Origin of the sequence: Shinella yambaruensis, from assembly GCF_022899355.1 — a bacterium.
Lineage (GTDB): Bacteria > Pseudomonadota > Alphaproteobacteria > Rhizobiales > Rhizobiaceae > Shinella > Shinella yambaruensis.
The window spans coordinates 623,094-641,145 of sequence record NZ_JALJCK010000002.1 but is presented as its reverse complement, the minus strand read 5'-3'; the positions used below and the strand labels follow the sequence as shown (position 1 = coordinate 641,145).

15 protein-coding genes are annotated in these 18,052 nt (G+C 67.2%); 6 read left to right on the top strand and 9 right to left on the bottom strand.

Annotated features, from left to right (window positions below; all coding sequences use genetic code 11):
* Window positions 1-11: 11 nt before the first annotated feature.
* The 3 genes from MUU56_RS06860 to MUU56_RS06850 all read right to left on the bottom strand — a co-directional run bounded on the left by MUU56_RS06860 (window position 12) and on the right by MUU56_RS06850 (window position 4,190).
* Window positions 12-311, bottom strand: a complete 300-nt coding sequence (locus MUU56_RS06860; RefSeq protein ID WP_244766559.1) for a DUF2218 domain-containing protein — start codon at window positions 309-311, stop codon at window positions 12-14.
* A 100-nt stretch (window positions 312-411) separates the two neighbouring features.
* Window positions 412-2,019, bottom strand: a complete 1,608-nt coding sequence (locus tag MUU56_RS06855; RefSeq protein ID WP_244766558.1) for an alpha/beta hydrolase-fold protein — start codon at window positions 2,017-2,019, stop codon at window positions 412-414.
* Window positions 2,019-4,190 carry a TonB-dependent siderophore receptor gene (locus MUU56_RS06850; protein ID WP_244766557.1) on the bottom strand — a complete coding sequence of 724 codons (2,172 nt, stop codon included), beginning with the start codon at window positions 4,188-4,190 and terminating at the stop codon, window positions 2,019-2,021. Before MUU56_RS06850 ends, MUU56_RS06855 begins: the two co-directional genes overlap by 1 nt.
* Before the next feature lie 231 nt (window positions 4,191-4,421).
* Here MUU56_RS06850 and MUU56_RS06845 point away from each other — a divergent pair, with 231 nt between their 5' ends.
* The 5 genes from MUU56_RS06845 (at window position 4,422) to MUU56_RS06825 (ending at window position 10,496) form a co-directional block, all read left to right on the top strand.
* Window positions 4,422-5,297, top strand: coding sequence for a helix-turn-helix transcriptional regulator (locus MUU56_RS06845; RefSeq protein ID WP_244766556.1), 876 nt, complete (start codon window positions 4,422-4,424; stop codon window positions 5,295-5,297).
* A 229-nt stretch (window positions 5,298-5,526) separates the two neighbouring features.
* A complete protein-coding gene (locus MUU56_RS06840; RefSeq protein WP_244766555.1) occupies window positions 5,527-6,039 on the top strand; it encodes an RNA polymerase sigma factor in 513 nt (170 codons plus the stop codon).
* A 93-nt stretch (window positions 6,040-6,132) separates the two neighbouring features.
* On the top strand, window positions 6,133-7,104 hold the full coding sequence (locus MUU56_RS06835; RefSeq protein WP_244766554.1) for a FecR family protein: 972 nt from the start codon (window positions 6,133-6,135) through the stop codon (window positions 7,102-7,104).
* Between the two features lie 132 nt (window positions 7,105-7,236).
* The gene (locus MUU56_RS06830; RefSeq protein WP_244766553.1) at window positions 7,237-9,546 is read left to right on the top strand and encodes a TonB-dependent receptor; all 2,310 of its coding nucleotides are present in this window, start codon (window positions 7,237-7,239) and stop codon (window positions 9,544-9,546) included.
* 44 nt (window positions 9,547-9,590) lie between these two features.
* A complete protein-coding gene (locus MUU56_RS06825; protein WP_244766552.1) occupies window positions 9,591-10,496 on the top strand; it encodes a siderophore ABC transporter substrate-binding protein in 906 nt (301 codons plus the stop codon).
* A gap of 3 nt (window positions 10,497-10,499) precedes the next feature.
* On the opposite strand, the gene MUU56_RS06820 is transcribed toward MUU56_RS06825, so the two are convergent.
* The 6 genes from MUU56_RS06820 to MUU56_RS06795 form a co-directional block, all read right to left on the bottom strand.
* Window positions 10,500-11,564: an ABC transporter ATP-binding protein gene (locus tag MUU56_RS06820; RefSeq protein ID WP_244766551.1), complete on the bottom strand. Its 1,065-nt coding sequence runs from the start codon at window positions 11,562-11,564 to the stop codon at window positions 10,500-10,502.
* Window positions 11,561-12,484 (bottom strand): PfkB family carbohydrate kinase, encoded by a 924-nt coding sequence (locus MUU56_RS06815; RefSeq protein WP_244766550.1) that lies wholly within the window; start codon window positions 12,482-12,484, stop codon window positions 11,561-11,563. The genes MUU56_RS06820 and MUU56_RS06815 overlap by 4 nt, the downstream gene beginning before the upstream one ends.
* A complete protein-coding gene (locus tag MUU56_RS06810; RefSeq protein WP_244766549.1) occupies window positions 12,485-13,501 on the bottom strand; it encodes an SIS domain-containing protein in 1,017 nt (338 codons plus the stop codon).
* Window positions 13,502-13,503: 2 nt separating this feature from the next.
* A complete protein-coding gene (locus tag MUU56_RS06805; protein WP_244766548.1) occupies window positions 13,504-14,349 on the bottom strand; it encodes a carbohydrate ABC transporter permease in 846 nt (281 codons plus the stop codon).
* Window positions 14,349-15,233, bottom strand: coding sequence for a carbohydrate ABC transporter permease (locus MUU56_RS06800; RefSeq protein ID WP_244766547.1), 885 nt, complete (start codon window positions 15,231-15,233; stop codon window positions 14,349-14,351). The genes MUU56_RS06805 and MUU56_RS06800 overlap by 1 nt, the downstream gene beginning before the upstream one ends.
* A 69-nt stretch (window positions 15,234-15,302) precedes the next feature.
* Window positions 15,303-16,541, bottom strand: a complete 1,239-nt coding sequence (locus tag MUU56_RS06795; protein ID WP_244766546.1) for an extracellular solute-binding protein — start codon at window positions 16,539-16,541, stop codon at window positions 15,303-15,305.
* A 189-nt stretch (window positions 16,542-16,730) separates the two neighbouring features.
* Here MUU56_RS06795 and MUU56_RS06790 point away from each other — a divergent pair, with 189 nt between their 5' ends.
* Window positions 16,731-17,936: an ROK family transcriptional regulator gene (locus MUU56_RS06790; protein ID WP_244766545.1), complete on the top strand. Its 1,206-nt coding sequence runs from the start codon at window positions 16,731-16,733 to the stop codon at window positions 17,934-17,936.
* Window positions 17,937-18,052: the final 116 nt, after the last annotated feature.

The window sequence follows — 18,052 nt, the reverse complement described above, 5'->3', positions numbered from 1 at the left end:
GATGCGAACGCTCAGCCGGCCTTGTTCTGCCACTGCCAGTCGAGCGGCTGAAGCTCCTCACGGAAGGCGAAGCGCGCGAGATGCGATTCGATCACCGACTGGGTCTGGGCGAGGTCCTCGCCGTTTTCGGCCCGGGCGGTCATGCGCAGGCCATAGTCATCGGCATCGAGAATGCCGAGGCCGCAGGCGAAGTGACATTCGCCGTGGTTTTCCGAAGCGGCGACCTCGATCTTGTGCGCGAAATGCTTGCACAGCTGCGCCAGGTATTTCCGGCCGTGGGCGGTCTCCAGATAGGCGACGGATTCGAGCATGGCCTTCCCTTTCATCCTTGTCCGGCGGCCGGCTTGCCTGCCGGCAGCGCCGAAAACATAACGTCCTTACTCATGTTTTCCCGACAAGGGAAGCCGGCCGTCAGGGCCGATCCCCACCGAACAGCGCGATCAGCCCGTCCGAGACGACGCCCTGCCAGACGAGATAGTCGTGGCCGCCGGCATAGTCGCGATAGGTGACGGGAATGCCCTTGGCCTGCAGCACGTCCCGCAAATGCCGGCTGGTTTCGAGGATGCCGGCCGTGCCCTGCGCGCCCGTTTCGAAGAGGCCGGCCGAGAGGAAGAAGCGCAGCGGCAGCGCCGGGCCTGCGGCAATCAGCCCCGCCACATGCTCCTGCCGGTCCTCCGGCGTGCCCGGCGGGCTCCACCAGAAGGAGCCGGACATGGAGAGCACGTTGCCGAAGACCTCCGGATGCCGCATGGCGACGGTGGCCGAGGCGAGGCCGCCATAGCTGGAGCCGGCCAGCACCGTGCGCGTGGCCGGGATCGCCAGCCCCGTTTCCCTTGCGACAAGCGGATAAAGCTCCGTGGCCATGAAATCCGCGAAGGCCGGATTGGCCGGAAGTTCGCGCGCCCGCGCCGCCCGGTCGGGATTGGCGACGAAGACGGCCACCACCGGTGGCACCGCGCCGGCGGCGATCATGTTATCGAGGATGCGCGGCACCGGCACGCGGTCGAGATACTGGTCGGCGTCGAAGACGAAGAGCAGGACCGTGTCCTTGCGCGCCGGGTCGAAACCGGGCGGGTAGTAGAGCGTGATGTCGCGGCGGTTGCCGAGCAGGCGGCTTTCGACCGACAGCCGGCTCAACCGGCCCTGGGGATTGCCTTTCTCCGCCAGAAACGGCTGCGGCGGCGCACCGGCCAGTTCTAGCACGGACTCCTGATTGTAGGCGTCCACCGCCTCCATCGGCCAGCGGTGCCGGTTGAGCGGATCGGCCCTGGCCGTCGAAAGGATGGCGACGCGCCGGTCGCGCGCGGTGCCGGGCACGTCGGGCACGTCGAAGGCCAGCTGATAGGACAGCCGCGTGCCTTCCGGCACCTGAAAGCTCCTGAACCAGATGTCCGAATCGCCGAGACGCTGCAATTCCTCGTGGTCGCCGCTCGGCGCGCCGAACAGGCGGATGTTGCGCTTCGCGCCGCGCCCCAGGAAGGTGACGATCCTGTGCCCCTCCGGCCCGTCTTCGACGAGCGGCGTGCCGCGGTCCGCGACCATCGCCCAGAAGGCCTCCGTCGTTCCGCCCGCCGCGACTGCGGCGGCGATCCCGGCGATGGCGGGGCTCAGATAGGCGGTCGGCGCCGGCCGCTGCTCGGCAAGGCCGACCTTGCGCTCGATGCCGAGCACATAGGCGCCCTCGCGTGCGGCCGTGACGACCAGCCGCTCGCCGGAGCCTTCGGCAACGAACTGGAACTCCGCGACGCCCCCCGCCCCTTCGGCGAGCCGGCGCAGGTGCCGGCCCTCGCTGTCCACGAGATCGAGATCGAAGGTGCCGGCCTCGACGCGAAGCGCCCCCTTGAAATAGTCGCCGACGGCCGTCCGGGGATCGAAGGCCTCCCTTGCCCCGGCCGTCGCAGCCTTCCCCGCCACCGCCGTGCCGGCGGCGAGCGGCACGGCTTGCGTCGCCTCCGCCGCAGGCGCCGGCGTCATCGAGAGGATCAAGGCCATGACGCCCGATCCGATCATCCTGCGCATCACCATTCCTTCTTCAGCGTCGCGACGATGCTGCGGCCTTCGCCATAGAAGCAGGCATAGGCGCTGGCGCAGGAGGCGACGTAGCGCTCGTCGCCGATATTCTTGACGTTGAGCTGCAGGGACAGGCCCTTCAGCTCCGGGCTCTTCGCGCCGAAATCGTAGGAGGCCATGGCGTCGAACAGCGTGACGGCGCCGACCTTGAACGAATTGCCGCCATCGCCCCAGCTCGTGCCGATATAACGCAGGCCCCCGCCGACGGTCAGCCCCTCCAGCGCGCCCTCATCGGCCGTGTAGGTCGCCCAGAGCGAGGCCTGATGCTGCGGAATGCGGGCCGGCATCTTGCCGACTTCGCCCGTATTGACGGATTCCTTGACGATCGAGTCGATATAGCTGTAGCCGGCGATCAGCGAGAGGTTGTTCGTCACCTCCGCCCGGGCGGAAAGCTCGATGCCGCGGTTGTGGATCTTGCCGACCTGCGAATAAACCACCTGGCCGAGATCCGGGTCCCAGGCGCCGGCCACCACGTCCTTCTGCCTCAGGTCGTAATAGGCGGCCGTCAGCAGCAGGCCAGAGCCTTCCGGGGCATATTTGACGCCGACCTCGAACTGCCCGGCCGTCGTGGGCGAGAAGGCCGAGCTGCCGGCCGGCGGCAGGTAGAGCGCCGGCTCGAAGGAGGTCGCATAGCTGACATAGGGCGAGAGGCCGTTGTCGAAGGCATAGAGCGCCCCGGCGCGCCAGGTGAAGGCGCCGTCGTCATAGGACTGGTCGTTGGTGCCCAGCCGGTCGTCGATCTCGGTCTTGGCCCGGTCGTAGCGGATACCGGCGAGAAGGTTCAAGGCGCCGATCTCCACCTGGTCCTGCAGGTAGACACCCACCTGACGGGCCGTCAGGTCCTGAAGGTCGGTGGTTGCGAGTACCAGCGACGAGAAGTCGAAGTCGCCGTAGCGCGGGTCGGCAAGGTCGATGCTCGGCCCGGCGGCGCGGCCCCATTTGTAATCACGCGTGCGGTACTGGTAGTCCACGCCGCCGAGCAGCGTGTGCTCGGCCGCGCCCGTCGAGAATGTCGCCTCGATCTGGTTGTCGATGGTGAACTGGTTCCAGGTGTCCGTGCCGCCGCTCGCCGAGCGGCTGACGATCGTGTTGTTCCCGGTCACCGGATCGGGGCTGGCGCTGCCATAGACCAGCGTATGGTGCAGCCAATCGACATGGTGGTAGCGGGCATTCTGGCGGAAGGTGAGATTGTCGTTGAATTCATGCTTGAACTCGTAGCCGATCCAGGCCTGCTTGCGTTCCGAACGCTCGAAATCCGGATCGGACACGAAGAAGTCACGCGGCACGAAGCCGAAGCCCGGGATCGGCGTGACGGTGCCGGCCGCATCGAGGAAGTTGCGGTAGCCTGCATCCGGTTCGTTCTGGTAGCCGCCGAGGATGGTCAGCGAGGTGCCCTCGTCCGGCGACCAGGTGAAGGACGGCGCGACGGCGAAGGAGCGGTTCTTCGCATGGTCCTCCTGCAGGTCGCGCCGGAGGCCCTTCGCCGCGATGCGGTAGCTGAAGACGTCGTCGAACGTGTCGGAGATGTCGAAGCCGGCGGAGAGGTACTTGTCCGTGCCGACCGAAAGCTCCACCGCGCGCAGCGGCGTATCGGTCGGCTTCTTGCTGACCATGTTGACGATGCCGCCGGGATTGGCCTGGCCATAAAGGACCGAGGCGGGGCCCGAGATCAGCTCCACGCGCTCCAAGAGATAGGGATCGATCTTCGCATAGGAGAGGTCGCCGCCGAGGAACAGGCCGTCGAGATATTTCGGCACGTAGTAGAAGCCGCGCACGAAAAGCTCGTCGCGCAGGTTGGAGGCGCCGCGGTACTCGGTAAGGACGCCAGGCGTATAGCGCAGCGCCTCGGCGACGGACTGGGCGCTCTGGTCCTCGATCTGTTCCCTGGAGACGACGCTGACGGTCTGCGGCGTCCGGGAAACGGGCGTATCCGTCTTGGTGCCGGCAAGGCTCTTCTTCGCGACGTAGCCGTCAACCGGCCCGTCGCCCCGCTCGCCGGCGCCGCCCTCGATGACCACCGCCTCCAGCACCGTGTTGCCCTGGCCTGTCGCCTGGCCGGTCCCTTGTTCCTGCGCGACGGCCGCGTTCAGCGCCAGGACGCTGGCCGCGGCAAGCAGCATGATACGACGTTGTCCGATCGACGGCGAAAGAGTGCCCCACATTTCCTGAACCCACATACGACAAGGCCGGCGCGACGGCCGGCGATTAAACTTGATTAACGAAGTCAACTATGCCAGTAGCTTGGATCGGCTGTCGACCGCAAAGACTTTCGCGGAGACCGCAGAAAACTTTGCGGAAGCGGCAGCCGGGGTCAGTTCGCGCGGAAAAAGGCGATGCAAGAGGGCGGCGTCTTGAACATCAGGATCAAACCGGAAGTTCCCCAGCACCTGTTCGTCGGCGCCATGGATGGCCCGGCAAGCTGCACGCCGGACGACAATCTCTACGACGTCTGGCCGAAATTCCTGATCATGGTCCTCCTGCAGGGCCGGCAGCATTTCGTGATGGACGGGGAACATTTCCGCATCGATGCGGGCGATGCGGCAAACCCGGAGCCGACCGTCTTCATGCTGAATGTCGGGCGGGACTGCAAGCTGCAGTTCGTCAACGAAAGCACGACGCCGCTGCGCAAGGTGATGATCTCCGCGCCGCTGCCGTGGGTCGACCGGCTGATACGTTCGCAACCGACGAGCATGCCGAAGCTGCGCGCCTTCTTCGCCCGGCATCTCGCCGAGTTCAGCTTCGCCCCGAACCGCCACCTCATCCAGATCGCCGAGCACATCCTCAAGCCACCGGGCACGATGGCGGGCGAACTCCTGACGCTCTACCGCAATTCGCACGCCTTCGACATCATGTGTCAGGCCTGCTCGGTTCTCGTCGAGGCCGATGCGACAGAACCGCACCAGCCGACGGCGCTCAGTCGCCGGCAGGGCGAGAAGGTGCGCGACTATATCCTCGCCCATGTCTGCGAGGACCTGACGCTCGACCGCATCGCGCGGGATGTCGGCATCAGCACCTCCTCCATCCAGCGCCATTTCAAGGAGCATTTCGGCACGACCGTGTCGGACTTCATCCGCCAGGAGCGGCTGGAAACGGCACGCGCCGCGCTGGAGCGGGACGGCATTCCGATCTCGCAGGCCGCCTACCTTGCCGGCTACCGCAACCCATCGAGCTTCACCACGGCCTTCAAGAAGGCCTATGGCGTGACGCCCAAGCACCGGCGGGCGTGACGGGCGGCCGCTTGCCGGCGATAAACTTGACCTGATAAATCAAGTTAAGCTATGTCTCATGGACACACGGCCGCCGCCCGGGGCGCGGCGATTCTGAAGGGTTGGCAATGGCGGCGACGCGCGGCGATGCCGGAAGGCGGACGGGAGAGGTTCTGGCGCGCAGCGTGACGCGCCGGGGCGGCGTTCCGCCCACCGCCTCCCGCTGGAGCCGCATCGAAGAGGCCGCACCGTGAAGGAGGGAGATGCCACCTCGCTGCTCTACGCCGCCCACCGCCCTGCCCTCGTCCGTTATGCGACGCGGATCCTCGGTTCGCGCGAGGCGGCGGAGGATATCGTGCAGGATGCCTTCCTGCGCTTTTCGCCGGCCAACACCTATGGCGCCTCCGCCGGCCAGACGCTCGCCTATCTCTACCGCATCGTGCGCAATCTCTGCCTCGACCTCATCAAGCGGCGCAGGATCGAGATGAGGGAACAGGACAGCGAGCCGCCGTTCTGGTCCATGCCCCGCGCTGTCGAGACACCGGAGGAGACCGTGCTCGTCTCCGACGAGGTGCGGGCGATCGCCGAGGTGCTCGACCGGTTTCCGCTGGACGTGCGCGTGGCGCTCGAGATGCACCGTTTCGGGGGCTATACGCTGGAGGAAGTCGCCGCCCATCTCGGCATCTCCGTCGCCACCGCCCACCGCCATGTCCGCGCCGCGCTGGTGGAGATCGCGCTTCGGCTCGGCAATGGCGCCCCGTGAAAAAAATCCGCGCGCAAATCGTCCCTACGCAGCAATCTGATATTCGGCTAGAACGCCATGCGCGGCATGGGGAGCCGGGGCACGGGTAAGAACTTGATTCAGGACGACAGCGAAAAGCGCCGCGCGATCGAAGAGGCCATGGACTGGCTGCTGCGGCTGAAGGCCGATCCCGATTGTCCGCAGGCCGCCCGGGACGTGGAGGACTGGCTCGCGCGCGCGGAGATCAACCGCGCCGCCTGGCGCGACGCGCTGAAGGCATGGGACGCCCTCGGCGAGGTGCGGCCGCGCCATGCCGACCTGTGGCCGGCCCGCCCGGTCGCGACCCTGCCCCGCCGCAGCCGCAAGCCCCTTGCGGCGGGCATCGCCCTCGCCCTTGCCGCCGCGCTCCTCTTCGTGCTCGCCGCCCCTGCCCTGATGATCTGGCTGCAGGCCGATTTCCGCACCGGCACCGGCGAAAGCCGGATGGTGACGCTCGCCGACGGCAGCGCCGTGAACCTGTCCGCCGACAGTGCCATCGACGTCGAGCTGACGCCGGAGGGTCGCCATGTGCGCCTCCTTGCCGGTCAGGCCTTCTTCGACGTGGCGCATGACGGCAGGCGCCCCTTCACCGTGGAGGCCGGCAATGCCCGGGTCGTCGTGCTCGGCACGGCCTTCGACGTGGCGCTCGACGACGCCGCGACGACGGTGCAGCTCGCCCGCGGCGTGGTCGGCATTTCCGGCGAGGGCGAAACGCATGCCGTTGCCGAAATGGCGCCGGGCGACATGGCGACGGTCGATGGCGCGACCGGCGCGATCACCCGCGCGACGGTTCCGCTGGAGGAGATCGGCGCCTGGCGGAGCGGCCTGCTCTTCGTCAACGACGTCACCGTCGACAGCGTCGTCGCGCGCCTGCAACGCTACCATTCCGCCTGGATCAGCGTGCCGGACCGCACGCTCGGCCGCCAGCGCGTCACCGGCCTCTACGACCTCCGTGATCCCGACCGGGCGCTGAAGGCGCTGGTAAAACCCCATGGCGGCAAGGTGCGTTCCATCTCCTCCTATACCCGGATCGTCTCGCGCTACTGAGCCTTTCGGAAAGTTTTCCGAAAAATTCAGGAAATTTGCCGGAAGCGTGAAAAAGATTCCCGAGGCGATCGTCTCTGCACCGGGAATGCGCGCTTCAGGGGCGGCGCATCCCGAGGATATACCGGGGGTAAAATGCGTTTGCATATCGATCGATCGACCACGTCGCGCGCCGGGGCGCGCACGCGCACCGTCTTCATGGCCAGGCTGATGGTCTCCACCGCCGCCGCGCTCGTCTTCAGCCTGCCGCAGGCGGTCCTGCAGCCGGCGGCCGCCCAGGCGAAATCCGCCCGCGTCGGCACCATGGCATTCGATATTCCCGCCCAGCCGCTGGCGGGCGCGCTCAACGCTTTCGGCCGGCAATCCGGCCTGCAGGTCTCGCTTGCCGCCGCCACCTCGCGCGGGCTGACATCCCGGCCGGTCAAGGGCGCGTTTACGCCGCAGGAGGCGCTTGCCCGCCTTCTCGAAGGCACAGACACGCGCCATTCGGTCACCACCGACGGCACGGCGATCGTCACCGCCGCGCATCTCTCCCCGCTCGTCACCGGTTCCGTGGAAGACGGATCGACGACGCTCGACCGGATCACGGTGGAGGGCGAAAAGGTCGGCGAGGGCGACGTCAGCGAGCTGAACATTTCCGCCAGGGACCTCGAACGCAAGAACCCCGCCACCATCCAGGACGTCTTCCGCGAGGAGCCGAGCGTCAAGGTCGGCTCCTCGCTGCCCATGTCGCAGAAGGTCTATGTCAACGGCATAGAGGAAACCAACCTTGCGATCTCCATCGACGGCAGCCGCCAGAACAACAAGGTCTTCCACCACAATGCAACGACGCTGATCGACCCGACGCTGCTGAAGGCCGTCAGCGTCGACGAGGGCGTGGCACCGGCCGATGCCGGCCCGGGCGCGCTTGCGGGCTCCATCGTCTACGAGACCAAGGATGTCGGCGATTTCCTCCAGGGCAACGGTTACGGCGGCTTCGTCCACTCCGGCTTCAACACCAACGGCAACATCTTCACCACAGGCCTTTCGACCTTCGGCAAGCAGGACGGTTTCGAATATCTCGGCTATTTCAACATCGGCCGCGGCCAGGAGTTTTCCGCCGGCAATGGCGACGAGGTGCTCGGCACGCGCACCCATTTCCAGAGCGGCATCGGCAAAATCGCCTATGAATTCGAAAGCGGCGACCGCGTCGAGCTCAGCCATGAGGCGATCAAGGACGAGGCGCCGCGCCCGTTCCGCGCCAATATGGGCACGACAACCGGGGCGAAGCCCTGGGAACCGCTGGTGCGCGACTACGAGCTCAACCGCACCAACACGGTCTTCACCTATACGGACACGACGCCCGAGGGCTGGTGGGATCCCAAGCTGGTGCTCGCCTATGGCCGGACGAAGGTCGGCACGACGGTTTTCCTGAGGCCGGGAACCAATCCGGAAACCTATCCGGTGGCCGGCGCGACGGACACGTTCAACGGCAAGTTCGAGAACCGCTTCCATTTCGATCTCGGCACCGTCACGGCGGGCGTCGACTTCTATCGCGACAGGGCGGAGCTCGAGGACATTTTCGAGCCGGCGACGGAAAAGGCGAGCAATCTCGGCGCCTATGTCCAGGCACGGCTGGAGCCCTTCGAACGTGCGCGCCTCTCCTTCGGCGGGCGGGCGGATCACCAGTGGTTCACCGGCACGGGCGGCCAGGAATTCGACAATTCCGGCCTCAGCGGCAATATTTCCGGTGAATACGACCTCATTGCGGACTTCCTGACGGCAAAAGCCGGCTATTCCCATGTCTGGGCCGGCATTCCGCTGGCGGAAAACTTCATCATGAACCCGGCCTGGACCTATCTCCCGGAGCCGGAGCCGACCACATCCGACAACTATACGGTCGGCCTTCTCGCGAAATATCAGGGCTTCAGCATCGAAGGCTCCATCTTCCGCACGGAAATGGAGAATGCGCGCGCCGCCCGATACGCCTATGCCTATGCGGCACGGCAGGTCGAATCCGAGGGTTTCTCCATCGGTGCCGGCTATGACTGGACGGACGGCTACATCCGCGTGAAATATGCCAATATCGACACGCTGATCGACGGCAAGCCGGCCGATTCCGATACCGGCACCTACCTCACGACGCCGGTCGGCGAGATCATCACGGTCTCCGCCGCCCACACCTTCGCCGACTGGGGCCTCACCGTCGGCGGCGATATCGAGATCGCGCCGAAATACGACAAGGTTCCGGACGGCAGCCCGGCCTTCAAGGCCTACCAGGTCGTCAACAGCTTCGTCGAATACAAGCCGCCGAGCCACCAGAACCTGACGCTGCGCGCCGAGGTGAAGAACATCTTCAACGAGACCTATGCCGACCGCGCGACCTATGGCCAGGAATTCGGCGAGGTGAAGCCGCTCTACCAGCCGGGACGCGCGTTCCTCGTCAGCCTGCGCGCCACGTTCTGATGACATGGCCCCGGCCGACCGCCGGGGCCTTATCGGAGACAGACATGAAACGCCTGAAATCCCTTGCCCTCGCGGCCGTCCTGCTTGCCGCCGGCGTTGCCGGCGCCGCCGATGTGGAAATCGACACGGCCGCCGGCCGCAAGACCGTGGCAACGCCCGTCACCACCGTCGCCGTCTTCGACATCGCGGCCATCGACACGCTGGACAAGCTCGGCGTGAAGCCGGCGGGCCTGCCGTCCAATCTCTACCTGAGGGAGCTGTCGCACCTGAAGGACGGCGCGAGCGCGGTCGGCGACATCTTCGAGCCGGACCTCGAGGCGCTGAGCGCGCTTGCCCCCGATCTCATCATCCTCGGCGGCCGTTCCTCCACCAAGGTGGAGGCCGCGGCCAAGGTGGCCCCGGCCATCGACATGACGATGGACGGCGACGACCTCGTCGACCAGGCGCGTGCGCGCATCGCCACCTACGGCCACCTGTTCGGCAAGGAGGCCGAAGCCGAGGCCGCCCGCAAGGACCTGGACAGCGCCATCGAAACGGCCCGCGCCGCGGTTGCCGGCAAGGGCAAGGCGCTGATCGTCATGACCAACGGGCCGAAGGTCACCGCCTACGGCCCCGGCTCGCGCTTCGGCTGGCTGCACCGCTCGCTCGACCTCCCGCCGGCGATCACCGAGGTGGAGGCGGCGACGCATGGCGAGGCGGTGTCGTTCGAGTTCATCCGCGAGGCGAACCCGGACTGGCTGATCGTGCTCGATCGCGCCGCCGCGATCGGCTCCAACGAGCAGAATGCCAGGATCACGCTCGACAACGAGCTGGTCGCCGAGACGGCGGCGTGGAAGAAGGACCAGGTCGTCTACCTGCCGTCCGGCGACTTCTACATCGCCGCCGGCGGCGCGCAGGCGATGATCCGCGTCTATTCCGCCATCGCAGAGGCCTTTAGCGCGGCGAAATAACGGTCAGTTCAGGCGCTGCTCCGTCTCCGCGTCGAAGACGTGGAAGGCGGCGGGCGCAACGGCAAGGGCGATCTCGTCGCCAGCCGCGACGCGGGCGGTCGCCGGCAGGGCGGCCACGAGGCGCTGGTTGCCCATCGCCGCCGTGACGACCAGCTCCGGCCCGGTCAGCTCCGCGACCTCGCAGCGCGCCGTGAGCGGCACGCCCGCGCCCGACCGTTCGATCGCCTCCGGCCGGATGCCGAGGACGAGCCGGCGCCCCGGCGCGACACTTTCCAGGTGAGGCACGGGCACGGTGATATCCGTGCCGTCGATCCGCAAGCCGCCCTCGCCTGCCGTCGCGGCCAGAAGGTTCATCGGCGGTGCGCCGACGAAGGTCGCGACATAGAGCGTCGCCGGCCGGTTGTAGATGTTCTCCGGCGTGTCGAGCTGTTCGATCCGCCCGCCGCGCATGACGGCGATGCGGGTGGCGAGCGTCATCGCCTCGATCTGGTCATGCGTGACATAGACGACGGTCGTCCTCGTCATCTGGTGCAGGCGCTTCAGCTCGGTTCGCATCTCCATGCGCAGCTTCGCATCGAGGTTGGACAGCGGCTCGTCGAACAGGAAGATCTTCGGGTTGCGCACCAGCGCCCGGCCGATCGCCACGCGCTGGCGCTGGCCGCCGGAAAGCTGGCCGGGCTTGCGCTCCAGCAGGTTTTCGATCTGCAGCAGCTTCGCCGTCTCGCGCACGGCCCGGTCGCGTTCCGCCCTGGCCACCTTGCGCATTTCGAGGCCGAAACCGATGTTCCGGTGCACGGTGAGATTGGGATAGAGCGCGTAGGACTGGAACACCATGGCAATGTCCCTGTCCTTCGGATGCACGCCGACAATGGAGCGCTCGTCGATGCGGATATCACCGCTCGACGGCTCGGCAAGGCCGGCGATGATGTTGAGCAGCGTGGACTTGCCGCAGCCGGAGGCGCCGAGCAGCACGAGGAATTCCCCGCTCTCGAGCGCGATGTCGATGCCCTTCAGCGTCTCGACGGCGCCGTAGCTCTTGCGGATGGCGTCAATGGTCAGCGTGCTCATGCCGGAACGTCCTGCGCGGTCGGTGCGTAGCTTCGGGGATGGGTGGAAATGGCGCGCGAGGCCACCGCCGTGCCGGCGGCAAGGCTCGCCTGCAGCGCCTCCCCGGCCGCATGCGCGGCGAGGAAGGCGGCGTTGAAGACGTCGCCCGCGCCGATCGTATCGACGACCCGCACGGAAGGCGCCGCAGCGCGGACAACCCGGTCGTCGGCATCCACGGCGATCGCCCCCTTCGGGCCGCACTTGACGACGACGATGCCCCCGTCCGGCATGCCCTGCCGCAGGATGCGCCCGGCCTCGGCGGGATCGGCAACGCCGGCAAGGCTGGTGGTCTCCACCTCGTTGAACAGCGCGATCCGGCAGCGCGACAGCCAGCCTTTCGCCGCCCGTCTGTTCGTCTCCGTCCAGCCCTCCAGCGGCCAGCCGGTATCGAGGGCGACGGCGATGGCGTGGCGATCCGCCCAGTCGAAGAACCGGTCGTAATCCTCCACCAGCTTCTCCGTCAGGAAGGAGCCGCACAGGAGCACGATGCCGCCGGCAAGCCGCGGCCCGTCGAGCACCGCGAAGACATCCTCCAGGCTGAACAGCGGCAGGTGCCCGCGCGTCGTGAAGAAGGTGCGCTCGCCGTCCGGATGGGTGATGCCGACGGAGAGCGTCGTGCTGTCGTCATGCACCGGCCAGTTCTTCGCATGCGCGCCGAACCCGTTCGCAAGCCACACGCCGAACTGGTCGCGGCCAATGCTGGCGGAGATCTCGAAGGGCGTGCCGAGCGCCATCCAGGCGAGCGCGGCATTGCCCGCCGAGCCGCCGACGCGCAGCTCGTCATGATCGACGATGCTTTCCGTGCCCGGCTGCGGCCAGGGCGCGGCCGGCCCCATGATCAGGTCGACATTGACGTTTCCGACGACGGCAAGCGGCTTCACTCATTCACTCCGGGTAATCTTCGTCGAGCGCACCGGTGTGCCGGCATCGGCAACGCGCGCAGCGGCGAAGGCGATCATCAGCCGCTGCGCCGTCGGCAGCATGGCGAAGACGGCGGCAAGCCCGGTCAGCGGCGGGAAGGCGATCGTCGCCGCGCCCTCGACCGGCGGGCGGCCGGACGCGTCGAACATGACGAGCTTCGCCCCCGCCTCGACCACGGAAGTCGCCATCGCCGTCACGAGGTCCGTCGTCGCGTCGTCGCTGCGGAAGAGAACAATGCCCACATCGGGCGAGAGCATTTCCATCGGCCCGTGGCGCAACTGGCCGCCTTCCAGCGAGAAGCACGGCAGGCGCGACAGTTCCGTGAAGCCGAGCGCGATGGCCTCGGCGAGCCCCTGCAGCCGCCGCCCGGACGTCACGACGGAGCGCACGCCGGACAGTTCGGCCAGCGCCGCGTCGATGGCTGGCTCCTGCGGGTTCTCCAGGGCATGGACCGCCTGCGCGACGTCTTCGCCGAGGGCGGCGAGGATCGCCAGATGCAGCGAGAAGCTCACCGTCAGGCTGCGTGTCGCGGCGAAGGCCTGCTCCGTGCCGCCATGGCCGACGAGGCAGGGCGCGGTGCGGGCGAGGAAGGAGCCGCCTTCGAGCGTGAAGCCGAAGGTTTCGTCATTGCCGCCGGTCTCCTCGAACCAGCGCAGCACCTCGGCGCTTTCCCCGGACTGCGAGGTGACGAAGACCGTGCGCCCGTCGATGGCGAGCGGCGCGCCGAGCTGCTCGGAAAGCGGCAGGGCGATCGCGTCGATGCCGAGGCGGCGGTAGAGCGGCTCGACGGCGCGGCCGACGGCCTGCGAGCCGCCCATGCCGAGAAGCAGCAGCCGGCCGGTGCGTTTCAGGCTGGCGGCGGCCCTTTCGGCCATCGCACCGTTGTTGCGGAAGGAGGCGAGCGCATCGGCATGCTGGCGCGCCATTTCCCGATCGATCGCCTTGAGGCCTTCCGGCCGGGATGCAGTCGTGTTCATCGTCATCCTTTCACACCGCCGCTGGTAAGGCCCGAGATCAGGGCCCGTTGCATGATGAGGCCGACCAGGACCGGCGGCAGCGCGGCCAGGACGCCGGCCGTCGCGATCAGCCCGTAGTCGGAAACCCGGCCGCCCGCGAGGTCGGCGATTGCGACCGTCAGCGTGCGGGCGCGCTGGTCCGAGGTGAAGAGCAGCGCATAGAAGAACTCGTCCCAGCCGAGCAGGAAGGCGAAGAGCGCCGCGGTGGCGACGATCGGCATGGCGAGCGGCAGGGTGATGATGCGCAGCGTCGCAAGAAGGCTCGCCCCGTCCATCATCGCCGCCTGCTCGATCTCGCGCGGAATGCCGTCGAAGCCGGACTTCATCAGCCAGGTGGTGAAGGGCGCGAGGATGGTGAGGTAGACGAGCGCCAGGCCGAAGACCGAATTGAGCAGCCCGAAGGCGGCGAGCGCCATGTAGAGCGGCACGGCAAGCGCGACGGGCGGCAGCATGTAGGTGGCGATGACCAGCGAGAGCGACCAGCCGACCGAGGGCGTGCGCGAGACCGCCCAGCCGGCCGGCACGGCAAGCACGACGGCGGCGACCGTCGCCATGCCCGCCACGAGGATGCTGTTGACAAGCGAGGCGACGAAATTGGCGCCCGCGCTGTTCGGGATGGTCGACAGCAGCGTGGCGTAACGCGAGAAGTCCATCGTGCCCGGCCACCAGCGCAGCGGGCGCGCCACGAGATCGGCGGCCGGCGAGATGCTCATCACGAAGAGCCAGAAGATCGGCGCGACGATGACGGCGGCGAGCAGCAGCGCGGCGGCATGGATGAGGATCGAGGCGAGGAGGCTGCGGCGTTCCATCAGGCGGCGCTCCCCGCCGTGCGCCGCACGAGCATGCCATAGCCGACCGCCAGCACCGTCACGATGAGGGTGACGACGAGGGCGAGCGAGGCGCCGGAGCCGGCGCGCTGGAAGGAGAAGGCCTCCTGGTAGACGAGGATCGACAGGGTGCGCGTCGAATTGGCCGGGCCGCCGCGCGTCATCACCCAGATAATGTCGAACACCTTGAAGGCCTCGATGGTGCGAAGCACCAGCGCCACCATCAGCGGGCCGGCAAGATAGGGCAAGATGACGAAACGGAAGCGCGCGAAGGGGCCGGCACCGTCAACGAGCGAGGCGGAGGTGATGTCGCGCGGCACGGCCTGGAGGGCGGCGAGCGCGATGAGGGCGACGAGCGGAAAATTCTTCCAACAGTCGGCGACGATCAGCGCCGTCATGGCGGTGCCGGGCTCGCCGAGCCAGGAGCGGTAGCCGTCGATGAGGCCGACCTGCGTCAGCGCCGCGTTCAGCACGCCGTATTCCGGATTGTAGATGAGCCGCCAGAGCGTCGCGTTGACCACCGTCGGCAGCGCCCAGGGCAGAATCAGCAGCGCGCGCAGCACGGTGCGGCCATAGAACCGCTGGTTCAGCAGCAGAGCGGCCAGAATGCCGATCACCATCTCCGCCGTCACGGAGACGACGGCAAACCAGGTCGTGGCGTAGAGCGCCCGCTGGAAATTGCTGTTCGACAGCATTTTCAGGTAGTTGTCGAAGCCGACGAAAGCGCCGCCGGAACCGATCAGCTTGGCGTCCGTAAAGGAAAGCCGCACGGTATCGACCATCGGCCAGCCGATCACGGCGAGCATGACCGCCAGCAGCGGCAGCATGAGAAGCCATGCCCGGGTCGTCATCCAGGTGCTGGACATAGCGTCCTCTTCGTCGATTTCAGGAAGGGCGAGTGTGCGGGCGGCTGGCGCCGCCCGCAAGGCCGAACCTCAAAGGCCGCTGTTGTCCGCCGCCGACTTCAGCGCGTCTTCCGGCGATGCCTGGTCGAGCAGGGCTTCCTGAATGGCCTGCTGGAGAGCGGTGGAGAGCTCCTGGTATTTCGGCGTGGTCGGCCGCGGATACATGGCGGCAAGGCCGAGCTTGGCGGCGGCGATCAGCTCTTCCTGGCCGGCGGTGACGGCGGCATCCTCGTAGGACGACGCCCAGATCGGCAGGCTGAGCTTGGCATAGGCGTTCTGCGTCTCCTGCGAGGTCATGTGCACGATGTACTTCCAGGCCTCGTCCGGGCTCTTGCTGGTCGTGGTGATGCCGAGGCCCATCGAGCCGTTGACAGCCGAGACCTCGCTCTTGCCCTCAACGCCCGGCGCGGGCACGACGCCGACCTTGCCGGCGACCTTGCTGTCTTCCCCGCCATTGGCCATGTTGTACATGTAGGTCCAGTTGAGCGCGAAGGCCGCCTCGCCGTTCTGGAAGACGTTGCGCACGTCCTCTTCGAGGAACTCCTTGGAGTTCGGATTGGTGAGGCCGGACTTGTAGCTGTCGACCATGTATGTCAGCGCATCGAGACCGCCGCCCTCGGCAAAGGCCGGCTTGCCGTCCTTCAGGAATTCGCCGCCATAGGCGCTGACGAGCGTGGTGTAGTCGCAGATCGCCGCCTCGGCCTGCGACCAGCTCCAGGCGATCGGGGTGGCGAGCAGGCCCTTGTCCTTGATGATCCTGGCCTGCTCGTTCAGTTCGGCCCAGGTCTTCGGCGGAGCCTGAATGCCGGCCTTCTCGAGGATTTCCTTGTTGTAGAACAGGTATTTGGTGTCGAGGATCCACGGCATGCCGTAGGACTTGCCGTCATAGTCGACGGTCGTCCAAGCGCCCGGCAGCACGCCCTTCTTCATCTCGTCGGTGATGCGGGAGGAAACGTCGACCAGCACGTTGTTCGTCGCATATTCGGCGGGCCAGATCACGTCGAAGAGCACGACGTCATAGCCGCTGCCGGAGCCCTGGGCGAGCACGGTCTTGTCGTGCAGGCCCTCGTAGGGAACGAATTCCAGGTTCACCTTGATGTCCGGGTTCGCCTTGGTGAAGGCGTCCGTCATGGCGCGCACGTCCGCCTCGCTATAGGCGGCCTGCGCCATGAAGAGCGCGTTGAGCGTCGTCTCCGCGAAGGCATGCGGGGCGGAAACGCCGGCAACCAGCGCCGCGCCGAGCAAGGTCTTCTTCATCGATTTCAACATGATTGCGTCCTCCTGTTTGGTTCATGCATCCGAAAGCGCCCTGCAGGCACCCCCGGTCGTTGCGGGTTCATCGCCGGATCATGGCGGGAGACCCGCCGCCGTTCCCCGGAGCTCTCCGGCTCCTTATTAAGTCAAACTTCTTGACTTAAATGTTCTGTATTATTCAAATGGTGTCAAGAGGGGATGTCGATGAACGAACTGCGGACGATCCGCGCCAAGAGCGGGACCAACCAGGAAGGCACCAGCGCCCATAACCGGCGCGTCATCATCGAGGCCATCCGGCTGAACGGACCGCTGTCGCGCGCCGATCTCGCCCGCGCCACGCGGCTGACCAAGCAGACCATTTCCAACCTTGTCGAAAACCTCGAGGTGGACGGTCTCGTCGCCTCGGAGGAGGTGGTGCGCGGCGGGCGGGGCCAGCCCTCGACCCCCTACCGGCTCGTGCCGGAGGGCGCCTTCGCGCTCGGCGTGCAGATCGACCGGCACCTGACGCGTCTCGTCGCCGTCGATCTGATGGGACAGGAGGTCGCCCGCGCGGTGGCCAACCTTCCGCCGGGCGGGCCGGTGGAGGGCTGCAAACTGATCCTTCGCCTCATCGAGGCCATGCGCGCCGACCTCACGCGGCGCATTCCCGAATCGGCGCACCGGCTGGCCGGGCTGGGCCTTGCGATGCCCGGGCCTTTCGGCCTCGCGCCCTCCGACGACGAGACCTGGATGATGGCCGAGTGGCAGGCCTTTCCGCTCGTCGAAACGCTGGCCGCCGGCACGGGGCTGGCCACCAGCCTGCAGAACGACGCGACCGCCTGCGCGGCGGCGGAGCGCATGAACGGCTCGGCCGACGGCCTCGACCACGCCGTCTGCATCTATTTCGGCTACGGCATCGGCGCCGGCCTCATCCTCGGCGGGGAGCTTTATACCGGCAGCAACCGCAATGCCGGGGAGATCGGCATGGTGCTGTTCTCGCGCGGCGGCACCCCGTCGCCGCTGGAGCACCGGTCGTCGCTCGCCTCGCTGTTCCAGCATCTCGGCCTCGATTCGGCGACCACGGAAGCCTATGCCGAGGTCGAGCGGCGAACGCTTGCGGACGATCCGCGCATCCTCGCCTGGCTGGCGGATGCGGCGGCAGACATGCGCCAGGCCGTGCACATGGTCGAGACCATCTTCGACCCGCAGACCGTCATCCTCTCCGGCAGCGCGCCGGAGCCGCTGGCCAAGCGGCTGTTCGACGCGATGTTCCCGCTCATCCCCTCCAATGCCGACCGGCCCGGCCGCACGCTGCCGCGCCTGCAGCTCGGCATGATCGGTCCCTGGGCCGTCGCGCTGGGCGCGGCGGCCGAGCCGATCCGCCGCGCCTTCGACCCGCGCTTTTCCGCGATCCTGAAAACGGCGTCCTGAAGCCTGCCTGTTTCGCAGGCATTTTCCGGCCGCGCCGCGGCCAAAACGGCTGCATCTGCAGTTTATTTGCACGAGCGTACCGGAATCGCCGAATCAGACCTTCCCTGCGCTCCGGC